The sequence below is a fragment of the Xanthobacter sp. NM-59 genome, assembly GCF_021401125.1.
In the GTDB taxonomy this organism is placed as follows: domain Bacteria; phylum Pseudomonadota; class Alphaproteobacteria; order Rhizobiales; family Xanthobacteraceae; genus Xanthobacter.
Window position 1 is genome coordinate 58,105 of record NZ_JACBFQ010000009.1, and the last position, 11,129, is coordinate 69,233.

Below are 11,129 nucleotides of genomic sequence, written 5' to 3' on the forward strand. Positions count from 1 at the left end.
CCGCGCCCCATTTTCAGACGGAGCCATAGCATGTTCATTGCCACCAACCGCTTCAAGGTCAAGCACGGTTCGGAAGCCGCCTTCGAGACCGTCTGGCGCGAGCGCGACACCTACATCGCCGCCGTGCCCGGCTTCGTCGCCTTCGATCTGTGCCGGGGCCCGGAGAAGGAGGAATACACCCTCTACATTTCCCACACCGTGTGGGCCACCAAGGCCGATTTCGAGGCCTGGACCAAGTCGGATGCCTTCCGCCTCGCCCACCGCAAGGCCGGCGAGAGCACCAACACGGTGAACTATATCGGCGGCCCGGAATTCGAGGGCTTCGAATCCGTGCTCTCCCTCACGCCCGGCGAAAAGGCGGCCTGACGCCGCCCTTCCCCAACCTGTCATTGCCTCCACCCGGCCCGGTTCTCCGGCGCCGGGTTTTTTTCGCTCCGCCGACGGCCTTTCGCGCAAAGCCACGGCGCATTACCTTCTCCCCATTGCCTTGCCCGCCCTTTCGGCCGCCGCGGCGGCTCAGCGTTCGGAAATCGTGAGACATGACCGCCTACACCGATCTTTCCGCCCATTTCGGCCGCGCTTCCGCACTGTCCAACGCCATCGGCATCCTGCAATGGGACAGCGATGTGATGATGCCCAAGGGCTCCATGGATACGCGATCCGAGAGCCTCGCTCTGCTGCGGGTGCTGCACCATGGCCTCGTCACCGACCCGCGGGTGGGCGAATGGCTGCCCGATGCGGAAGCGGACAACGGCCTCAGCGCGTGGGAGCGCGCCAATCTCCGCGAAATCCACCGCTTGTGGACGGTGCAGACCGCCCTGCCCTCCGACCTGGTGGAGGCCTCCTCCAAGGCCGTTTCCCGATGCGAGATGGCTTGGCGCAAGGCCCGCGCGGAGGCGGATTTCGCCAGCCTGCTGCCACTGCTGGAAGAGGTGCTGCGCCTGCAGCGGGAGATCGGCACCGCCAAGGGCGAGAAGCTGGGCCTTTCCCCCTATGACGCGCTCCTCAACGATTACGAGCCCGGCGGCCACTCCGAGCGCATCGATACCCTGTTCGACGACCTTGCCGCCTTCCTGCCCGCCTTCACCGAGAAGGTGCTGGAGATTCAGGCCCGGCGGCCCAACACCCCCCTGCCGGCAGGCCCCTTCTCCGTCGAGGCGCAGCGGGCGCTCGGGATGGAGATGATGAAGGTGGTGGGCTTCGATTTCGATCGCGGCCGGCTCGATGTCTCCACCCATCCGTTCTGCGGCGGCGCGGACGACGACGTGCGCATCACCACCCGCTATGACGAGGGCGATTTCTCATCCGCCCTCATGGGGGTGCTGCACGAGACCGGCCACGCCCTCTATGAGCAGGGCCGCCCGGCCGCGTATCTGAGCCAGCCGGTGGGCCAGGCGCGCTCCATGAGCGTGCATGAAAGCCAATCCCTGCTGATGGAGATGCAGGCCTGCCGCAGCCGCGAATTCCTCGCCTTCGCCGCGCCCCGCATGCGCGCGACCTTCGGCGGCTCCGGCCCGGCCTGGGAGGCGGATGCCCTGTGGCGCCACTACACAACCGTGAAGCGCGGCTTCATCCGCGTGGACGCCGACGAGGTGACCTACCCGGCCCACGTGATCCTGCGCTATCGCCTGGAAAAGGCGCTGATCGCCGGCGACATGGCGCTGAAAGACCTGCCCGGCGCCTGGGCAGAGGGCATGCGGGCGCTGCTCGGCGTGGTGCCGCCCGATGACCGGCTGGGCTGCCTTCAGGACATCCACTGGCCCAGCGGCGGCTGGGGCTATTTCCCCACCTACACCCTGGGCGCCATGACCGCCGCCCAGCTCTTCGACGCCGCCTGCACGGCCGATGGCGATATTCTGCCCGGCATCGCGCGGGGCGATTTCGGCCCGCTGCTGTCGTGGCTGCGCACGAATGTGCATTCCCAGGGCTCCCTGCTGGAAACCGACGCGCTCCTCACCCATGCCACCGGCCGCCCGCTCGACGCCCGCGTCTTCAAGGCCCACCTGGAACGGCGCTACGGCGGCAGCCAGGAATGAAGCGCCGAGTGGGGGGTCTTCCTTCAGTCGCGCCATCCGCTCATGACCGGATGGCGCGACTGCGGCCCCGCGACAGAGCCACCTGATGCAGCCTTCTCGTTCAGGCGCCCCCGCACGCCGCAAGATGGCGCCGACCGAGCGCACCAGGATCGCGGCGGCCGAAAGGTGGTACCGCCGGAGGGCACCAGCCCGGCCTCCCACGGACCATGAAGCGGGACGCAATCCCCCGCAGCCCGTCGACCATGAGGCCTCAGGCCTTGGACGGCGGCGCCAATCGCAGAGAAGGCGCTTCCGCTTGGCCTTAGTCTCCGCGCTCAGGTCGGCATCGAGGGAGGCGGCAACAGGCCGCCCACGCGCCGCAACGCCAGGCCGGCCGCATCAGGATCGCGCGCGCGATCTCAAGGGCGCCACGCCCCCGAAAGCGCCCGCGCAGCTTCCCGCACAGCAGGAACGCGCTCCATCCGCTCACAGTCAGCCGACCACGAGGCCTCACCCCTTGGCGGGCGGTGCCCCGTCGGAAAGGAGGCGTTTCAGCTTGGCTTCCTCCTCCGCCGTTAGATGCGCATCGGCGGAGGTTGCGGCGGCCCGGCGGCGGCGGAGCGCCACCACGGAAGCGAAGGCGCCGAGGGCAAGCACCAGCGCCGGCGTCGCCCACAGAAGGGCATTGCGCCAGGAGAAGCGCGGCCGCAGCAGCACGAACTCCCCATAGCGCGCCACCATGAAGTCGAGCACCTGGCTGTCGCTGTCGCCCGCCTTCAGCCGCTCCCGCACGATGAGGCGCAGGTCCCGCGCCAGTGGAGCGTCGGAATCGTCGATGGACTGGTTTTGGCAGACCATGCAGCGCAGCTCGGCGGAAAGGGTGCGCGCGCGACTCTCCAGGTTCGGATCGCTCAGCACCTCGTCCGGCTGGACGGCACGCACGGGCGCCACTAGGAGCAGACCCGCCAGGAGGGCCAGGGCCAGTCGGGTGAAAAAGGGTGCCATCAGCCTCACTCCGCCGGAACCGCCGCCTCGCGCCGCCGCGCGGGCTTGGGCACGCCGATGCGCAGACGCCGATCCATCAGCGAGAGCAGCCCACCGCACGCCATCACCACCGCACCGAGCCAGATCAGCGTCACATTGGGCTTGAAGGTGGCACGCACGGACACATGCCCGTCCGTCGTCTCCTCCGCCATGCTCACATAGAGCTGGCTGAAGCCGAAGGTGCGGATGCCGGCCTCGGTGGTGGCCATCTGCCGCGAGGAGAAGATGCGCCGCGACGCCTCGATGGTGCCCTCCGAGACACCGTCATGGCGGATGGAGAACACCGCGGTGCGCGAGCGATAGTTCGGGCCCGTGCGGTTCTCCATGCGCTCCAGGGTGAGGTCGCGGGTGCCGATCACGATCTGGTCCCCCACCTTCACGGCGGCGATCTTCTCATGGCTCCAGGAGGCTTCGCACACGATGCCCAGCAGGCACACACCCACGCCGAAATGGGCGATGGCGGTGCCATAGGCCGAGCGCGGCACGCCGGCGAGACGCGCCACGGCCACCTTCGCCCGCACCCGGCCGAGGCCAGCACGCTCGGCGATGTCAGTCAGGGCGCCGAGCATGATGAACACGGCAAGGCCCACCGCCAGCGGCGCCAGCACCGGGCCGCCGGTCACCGCCGCCGCCGTCACCACGGCCGCCACCACCGCAAGCCCGGCTGCCAGCATCAGCCGCTGGGCGACGCCCAAAAGGTCGCCGCGCTTCCAGGCCAGCAGGGGGCCGAAGGGAATGGCGAAGATCAGGGGCAGCATCAGCCCGCCGAAGGCGAGATTGAAGTAAGGCGGCCCCACCGTGATCTTCGCGCCCGTCAACGCCTCCAGCGCCAGGGGATAGAGCGTGCCCACCAGCACCGCGGCCGTGGCGGCCGTGAGGAACAGGTTGTTCAGCACCAGCGCCCCTTCCCGCGACACGGGCGCGAACAGCCCGCCCTGCTTCAGCTCTGACGCGCGGAAGGCGAACAGGGTGAGCCCACCGGCGATGAAGAAGGTGAGGATGCCCAGGATGAAAACGCCACGCGCCGGATCGGTGGCGAAGGCGTGCACCGAGGTGAGCACGCCCGAACGCACCAGGAAGGTGCCCACCAGCGACAGCGAGAAGGCCAGGATGGCGAGCAGGATGGTCCACACCTTCAGCGCGTCCCGCTTCTCCATCACCACGGCCGAGTGCAGGAGCGCGGTGGCGGCGAGCCACGGCATGAGGGAGGCGTTTTCCACCGGATCCCAGAACCACCAGCCGCCCCAGCCGAGCTCGTAATAGGCCCAGTAGGAGCCCATGGCGATGCCGAGCGTGAGGAACACCCAGGCCGCCAGCGTCCAGGGCCGCACCCAGCGCGCCCAGGCGGCGTCGATGCGCCCCTCGATCAGGGCCGCGATGGCGAAGGCGAACGAGACCGAAAGCCCCACATAGCCGAGATAGAGCAGCGGCGGATGGATGGCGAGGCCCGGGTCCTGGAGGATGGGATTGAGATCGCGCCCCTCCGCCGGCGGCGGGGCGAGGCGCAGAAAGGGATTGGAGGTGAACAGGATGAAGGAGAGAAAGGCGAGGCCGATCAGCCCCTGCACCGCCAGCACATGGGCCTTCAGCCGATCCGGCAGGTTGCCACCGAAGGCCGCCACCAGCGCGCCGAACAGCGCCAGCACGAACACCCACAGGAGCATGGAGCCCTCGTGGTTCCCCCAGGTGGAGGTGATCTTGTAGATCAGCGGCATCTGGGAGTGGGAGTTTTCCACCACGTTCAGGACCGTGAAGTCCGACGTGACATAAAGCTGGATGAGAGCCGCGAATGCGAAGCTCACGAAGCCCATGAGGCCGAAGGCGATGGGGGCGGCGGTGCCCATCAGCACCGCGTCGCCCCTGGCCGCGCCCCAGCTGGGCAGCACCACCTGGAGAATGGAGAGGGCGAACGCCAGGGCAAGGGCGTATTGGCCGAGTTCAGCGATCACGACAGCTCAGCTCCCCGTATTGGCGGCGCCGGTGGCGCGGGCGGGCACGGGCGCGCCATTCTCGCCCTCCTTCCACACGCCCTGCTTCTTGAGGGCGTCGGCCACCTCGCGCGGCATGTATTTCTCGTCGTGCTTGGCGAGCACGCTGTCGGCGCGGAAGGTGCCGTCGGGCAGAAGAGCGCCCTCGGCCACCACCCCCTGCCCCTCGCGGAACAGGTCCGGCAGGATGCCGGAATAGGCCACCTTCACGGCGGCATTGCCGTCGGTCACCGAAAAGGTGGTGAGCGTGCCGGCCTTGGTGACGGAGCCCGTCTCCACCAGCCCGCCCAGCCGCAGCCGCGAGCCGGGCGCCACCTGCTGCTGCGCCACCTCGGTGGGCGTGCGGAAGAACACGATGGTATCGTTGAGCGCCGACAGGATCAGGCCGGCGGCGAGCGCCAGCACGCCCAGTCCGGCGGCAATCAGCACGAGGCGACGGCCCTTGCGCGTCATTGTGTGTCCTCCCGGTGTCCCACGTTTTCCGACACCCAAGCCTCAACTCGATTGGTCGGGCACCCCGGCGTTTCCCGATAAAACCCGGGAAAGCAAGGAGCGGTACCCGCCCGCTTTCTTCTTATGGAGCCCTTGAGGCGAGGGGCAGCCCTCACCCAAAGGCAGGCGCCTCAGCCTCCCTGCCCCAGGTCCTTCGCCGCGGCATCGATGCGCGCCAACGCCTCTGCATTGCCTGCGAACGCGGTCCGCGCGGAGGCCAGAGCTTCCTTCACCTTTTCGCCATCCCCCAGCACCTTGTAGGCGCGGGCGAGGCGCAGCCACCCCTCGAGGTCGTTGGGCGAGGCGGTCAGGCGGTCCTGCAGCCTCTGCACCATACCGCGAATCATGGTGCTTCTGTCATCCGCCGACATGGAGGCGGCGTTGGCCACATCGGAGGCGCTCGGCCCCGGCGCGGCCGCTGCGGCCGGGGGCCGCATGGCCGGGGCGCCGTTCACCCCGCCTTCCACGCGGGCGAGCGCCTTCTTCAAGAGAGGCAGATAGGGCGCATCGGCCGGCGTACGCTCCAGCATGGCCTTCCAGATGGCCGCCGCGTCAGCGTCGCGGCCATCCTGCTCGGCGGCAAGGCCCAGGAAATAGCTGGCGCGCGGCTCGGTCGGGTCGAGCTTCACCGACTCCTGGAACGCCTTGAGGGCCTCGGCGGTCACGATACCATTGGCCTGCATGGTCAGCACTTCGCCAAGGGCGGAATAGCGCAGCGCCGTGGGCCCCAGCACCCGGATGGCCTGGGCGTAGGCGCGGGCCGCGTCATCCAGCCGGCCGAGCCGCAGATAGATCGGTGCCAGCACCTCATAGCCGGCGCCGTCATTGGGGTTCTGCGCCAGGTGCTCTTCCACCTTGCGCACCAGAATCGCCACGTCGCCCCGGTCCGCCGGCCCCTCCATGCGCTCGGCGAGGGGCGCGCCGGGCAGATCGGGCGTGCCGAGATAGATATAGAGCCCGGCGCCGAACAGCGGCACCAGCACCAGCGCCATCACAGCGGCGGTGCGGCGACGGCCGGCATTGCCCTGGGCGGCGGAGCTCTCCGCGGCGCGGGCGGCGTCCGCGGCGATCATCCGGCGCGCGACTTCCGTGCGGGCGGCCTCGGCCTGCTCGGGCGGCAGGCGGCCGCTCTCCCGGTCGCGATCGATCTCCGCGAGCTGGTCTCGATAAACGGCAAGATCCGCCTCCCGCTCACCCTTCAGGGTGCGGGAGCGGCTCAGCGGCCACAGCACCGCCAGGGCGGCCAGGGCGGTCATGATCGCGAACAGGGTGAACAGGGGGGCAGACATCATCCTTTAGGCGTTAGCCGTACTCCCGCCGAAAGCAAAGGCCACATCCCGCCCCAGCGTCGCCGAGCCGCAGGGGCGCCGCGACTTGTGATCGACTCCGGGGCCGTCTTCCATTAGATGGGCAGGAGAGATACCGGGCGTTGCACGCCCTGCGCGTGCACCGCCGTAAACCGCGACAGAGGGGCTAAGGCCATGGGACTGTTTGATCAGATGTTGGGCGGCGTTCTCAACAACGTTCTCTCCCAGGCGGGCAGCTCCGGCGGCCTTGGCAGCCTTTTGAATTCCGCGCTGAGCGGGCCCATGGCCCAGGCGCTGCCGGGCATGCTCAACGGCGCCCTGGCCAAGACCCCCTATGGCAGCCTCGACGGCCTTCTGGCCCAGCTCCAGGAATCCGGCCTGGGCGAGCAGGTTGCGAGCTGGCTGTCCAGCGGCGACAACCTGCCGGTGAGCGCGAGCGACATCGTCTCTGCCCTGGGTGACACGCAGCTTGCGCAGATGGCGGCGGGAATCGGCCTCACCCCCGACAAGCTCACCGAAATGCTCTCCCAATACCTCCCCGCTCTGGTGGACAAGCTGAGCCCCAACGGCGTGCTGGAACTGCCCAAGTCCTGAGCCGGCCTGCCGGGCGCGCGCCGTGCCGTGCCACGACACCGGGGCATGACATCAGGCATGACACGGGAGCATCGCGCTACGGACGTGTTGCGCCATGGTCGCGAAATCGCCACCTTCGAGGCGTGGCAAATGAGGTGGCGGGCATGGCCTGCCGCTTCCGTTGCATCCGCTCCAACCGGTGAGCCTGCCCCGTGTCCGAGCCCGAGCGTCATTCTTTCCTGACCTGGCTGCGCAATGCGGCGCTGGATTTCGACGCCTTTCTCGATTCGTCGCTGTTCGGCCTCGGCAGCCGCACCCGGCGTGCCCTGTCCGCCTATGCGGCCTTCACTGAAAACTTCAATATCAGCGGTATCCCGCGCTTCTTCATCGGCCTCGCCTCGGAAGCGCTCACCCTGGGCACCATCGGCTTCGTGGCGGTGCTGGCCCTCGCCATCCCCGCTTTCCACGAAACCTCGGACGACTGGCTGAAGCGCACCGAGCTCGCCGTCACCTTCCTGGATCGCTACGGCAACATCATCGGCGAGCGCGGCGTCAAGCAGAACGACACCGTGCCGCTGGAGGATTTCCCCGACCACCTCATCAAGGCGGTGCTCGCCACCGAGGACCGGCGCTTCTACGAGCATTGGGGCATCGACGTTTCGGGCACGCTGCGCGCCGTGGTCACCAATGCGCGGGCCGGCGGCGTGCGGCAGGGCGGCTCATCCCTGTCCCAGCAGCTCGCCAAGAACCTGTTTTTGAGCAACGAGCGCACCATCGAGCGCAAGATCAAGGAAGCCTTTCTCGCCGTCTGGCTGGAAACCCGGCTCACCAAGGGCCAGATCCTGAAGCTCTATCTGGATCGCGCCTATCTGGGCGGCGGCGCCTATGGCGTGGATGCGGCGGCGCGCTACTATTTCGGCAAGTCGGTGCGGGAAGTGAACCTCGCCGAGGCCGCGATGCTCGCCGGCCTGTTCAAGGCGCCCTCCAAATATGCGCCCCATGTGAACCTGCCCGCCGCCCGCGCCCGCGCCTCCACCGTGCTCGACAATCTGGTGGATGCCGGCTTCATGACCGAAGGCCAGGTATTCGGCGCCCGCCGCAACCCCGCCACCCCCGTGGACCGCAGCGACGAAGCGGTGCCTGATTACTATCTGGATTACGCCTTCGCCGAGGTGAAGAAGCTGGTGGACCAGCTGCCCGCCTCGGTCACGGAGCGCATCTTCGTGGTGCGCACCGGCCTTGATCCCAATATCCAGAAGGTGTCAGAAGCCGCCCTCGACCAGTCGATCCGCGAGTTCGGGCGCGATTACAAAGTGACCCAGGGCGGTATTGTGGTGATGGAGCCCAATGGCACGCTGCGCGCCATGGTGGGCGGGCGCGACTATGGGGAGAGCCAGTTCAACCGCGCCACCGACGCGCTGCGCCAGCCCGGCTCCTCCTTCAAGCCCTTCGTCTACACCGTGGCGCTGATGAATGGGTACAAGCCCACCACCATCGTGCAGGATGCGCCCATCTGCCTGGGCAATTGGTGCCCGCAGAACTATGGCCGCTCTTATATGGGCTCCATCACCCTCGCCACCGCACTCCAGCACTCGCTGAACACGGTGGCGGTGCGCCTAGCGGAGAAGTTCGGGCGCAAGAAGATCGTGGATCTTGCCCACCAGATGGGCATCCGCACGCCCCTGCCCATCAGCGCGCCACTGCCCCTGGGCGCGGCCGAGGTGACACTCATCGACATGACCACCGCCTATTCGGTGTTCGCCAATGGCGGGCGCAGCGTCTATCCCCACGCGGTGGTGGAAATGCGCATCGGCAATGGCGAGGTGGTGTGGCGCTTCGACCGCGACGCGCCCTCCCCGGTGCAGATCATCCCGACGCCGCAGCTCAACGACATCAACAACATGCTCAACAACGTGGTGGAAAACGGCACCGGCCGCCGCGCCCGCCTCGTGAATTCCAAGGTCGCCGGCAAGACCGGCACCACCAATGCCTATCGCGATGCCTGGTTCATGGGCTTCACCGGCAACTACGTGGCCGGCGTGTGGTTTGGCAATGACGACTACGCTTCCATGAACAAGATGACGGGCGGCTCCCTGCCCGCCATGACCTGGCAGAAGGTGATGGCCTATGCCCACCAGGGCATTGAGATCAAACCCATTCCCGGCGTCAGCTCGCCCATTCCCAAGCTCGATCCGCCGCCGCCGCCCATCGAGGTGCCGGGCCTGGCCGATTCGCTGCGGCCGGTGACGCTGTCGCCCAAGTCGGCGGAGCGGCTCGCCGCGCTGGAACGCCTGCTGAAGGAGGCGGAGGGCGTGGCCGGCGCCCAGCCCGCGCCGCAGCCCCGGGCGGCCCCGGCGGGCGCGTCACCAGCCGCGCCCCTCCCCGTCGCTCCCCTGCCTCCGACCAAGCCTCTGCGCACCGGCTCCACAGCGCCCGCCCCAAGAGGCTAGCGCGCTCAGCCCTTTGAGCTTTTCCGCGTTTCACGGAGTCGAAAAGCGGATTTGCGCGCAGATGCTTTTGACCGCGGCGTGCGTCACACGCTTCACGCCGCCGGCACAGCGTCAGCGCGTGGCAGAACCGGCGGCGCGGGGCCTCCGCAAGGGGACACGGGCGCCGAACCCACGCGGATCGCCCCGCCACCGCGAAATGCCGCAAGGCCCAAGGCCGCCGCGCGCCCCGGCGACAGGATCGCTTGTCCGCGCCGCCATGTGAGCGACCAGTTGGCGCCAGTCAGGGGCACCACCTGCGGCAAAGCTTGGCCTTCAAGCGTTTGGCCACCTGGACACCGCCGACCGCCCACTGGCGTCCCGTATCCGGCATCCTCTCCGAAGCGCCCGTCTTCAGTTCGGCTGGATGCTCACGGTCACGGTCCGCCCCGCCACCACCTTCACGGCGTCGGGCACCTCGTCGATGCTCACGCGCACGGGCACGCGCTGGGCCAGCCGCACCCAGCTGAAGGTCGGGTTGATGTTGGCGAGCAGGTTGGACGAATCAGAGCGATCCCGATCCTCGATGGCCGCCGCGATACTCACCACGTGTCCGTGGAGATTGCCGCCGGTACCCATCAGCCGCATCACGGCCCGATCGCCCACATGGATCCGCTCGAGCTTGGTTTCCTCGAAATAGCCCTGCACGTGGAAGGAATCATCATCCACCAGCGCCGTCACCGGCTGGCCGGCGCTCACATAATTTCCGGGCTGGAGGGTGAAATTCGTGATGACGCCGTTGACCGGCGCGCGCACCTGCGACCGCTCCAGATTGAGCTGGGCGAGCTCGCGATCAGCCTTCGCCTTCTGCACGGCGGCCTCGGCCTCGGCGGCGGCGGTCGACACCTCCTCCAGCTTCTGCCGGCTGACGGTGGTCTCGCTCAGCTGGCTGTAGCGCGCGAGATCGCGATGCGCTTGCTGCAGCGTGGCCTCGGAACTGGCGAGGGCGGCATCCGCCTGCTCGAGGGCGATGCGGAAGCGGGTGCCGTCAATGGCGAACAGGACCTCGCCTTTCTTCACATGGGCATTGTCCGCGACGCTCACGCTCTCCACCAGCCCGGACACATCGGGTGCCACGCGCACCACGTCGGCGCGGATGCGGCCGTCGCGGGTCCAGGGTTCGTCCATGTAATAGATCCACAGGCCGCGCCCCACGACGGCTGCGGCGCAGACGAGGCCGAGGGTGAGAGCCACCCGGCCGAGACGGGGCAGAACGGTGCTCAT

The 11,129-nt window shown here is 68.3% G+C and carries 9 protein-coding genes; 4 read left to right on the forward strand and 5 right to left on the reverse strand.

The features are described from left to right. Window positions 1-30: 30 nt before the first annotated feature. Window positions 31-366 carry an antibiotic biosynthesis monooxygenase gene (locus tag L0966_RS15895; RefSeq protein WP_234052941.1) on the forward strand — a complete coding sequence of 112 codons (336 nt, stop codon included), beginning with the start codon at window positions 31-33 and terminating at the stop codon, window positions 364-366. 173 nt (window positions 367-539) lie between these two features. Continuing rightward, the gene (locus L0966_RS15900) at window positions 540-2,036 is read left to right on the forward strand and encodes a carboxypeptidase M32 (RefSeq protein WP_234052942.1); all 1,497 of its coding nucleotides are present in this window, start codon (window positions 540-542) and stop codon (window positions 2,034-2,036) included. Window positions 2,037-2,525: 489 nt separating this feature from the next. Here L0966_RS15900 and L0966_RS15905 read toward each other — a convergent pair whose 3' ends face one another. From L0966_RS15905 to ccmI, 4 genes are all read right to left on the reverse strand, one after another. Next, window positions 2,526-3,020: a cytochrome c-type biogenesis protein gene (locus tag L0966_RS15905; protein WP_234052943.1), complete on the reverse strand. Its 495-nt coding sequence runs from the start codon at window positions 3,018-3,020 to the stop codon at window positions 2,526-2,528. Window positions 3,021-3,025: 5 nt separating this feature from the next. Beyond that, complete coding sequence (locus L0966_RS15910) at window positions 3,026-5,008, reverse strand: heme lyase CcmF/NrfE family subunit (RefSeq protein WP_234052944.1); 1,983 nt, start codon at window positions 5,006-5,008, stop codon at window positions 3,026-3,028. 6 nt (window positions 5,009-5,014) lie between these two features. Continuing rightward, entirely contained in the window at window positions 5,015-5,500 is a 486-nt protein-coding gene (ccmE, locus tag L0966_RS15915; RefSeq protein WP_234052945.1) for a cytochrome c maturation protein CcmE, read from the reverse strand. A gap of 170 nt (window positions 5,501-5,670) precedes the next feature. Then, a complete protein-coding gene (gene ccmI / locus L0966_RS15920) occupies window positions 5,671-6,831 on the reverse strand; it encodes a c-type cytochrome biogenesis protein CcmI (RefSeq protein ID WP_234052946.1) in 1,161 nt (386 codons plus the stop codon). A gap of 189 nt (window positions 6,832-7,020) precedes the next feature. Here ccmI and L0966_RS15925 point away from each other — a divergent pair, with 189 nt between their 5' ends. Next, window positions 7,021-7,440 carry a YidB family protein gene (locus L0966_RS15925; RefSeq protein WP_234052947.1) on the forward strand — a complete coding sequence of 140 codons (420 nt, stop codon included), beginning with the start codon at window positions 7,021-7,023 and terminating at the stop codon, window positions 7,438-7,440. Window positions 7,441-7,631: 191 nt separating this feature from the next. After that, window positions 7,632-9,869 (forward strand): PBP1A family penicillin-binding protein, encoded by a 2,238-nt coding sequence (locus L0966_RS15930; protein ID WP_234052948.1) that lies wholly within the window; start codon window positions 7,632-7,634, stop codon window positions 9,867-9,869. A gap of 390 nt (window positions 9,870-10,259) precedes the next feature. On the opposite strand, the gene L0966_RS15935 is transcribed toward L0966_RS15930, so the two are convergent. Further along, window positions 10,260-11,129, reverse strand: a complete 870-nt coding sequence (locus L0966_RS15935) for an HlyD family secretion protein (protein WP_234052949.1) — start codon at window positions 11,127-11,129, stop codon at window positions 10,260-10,262.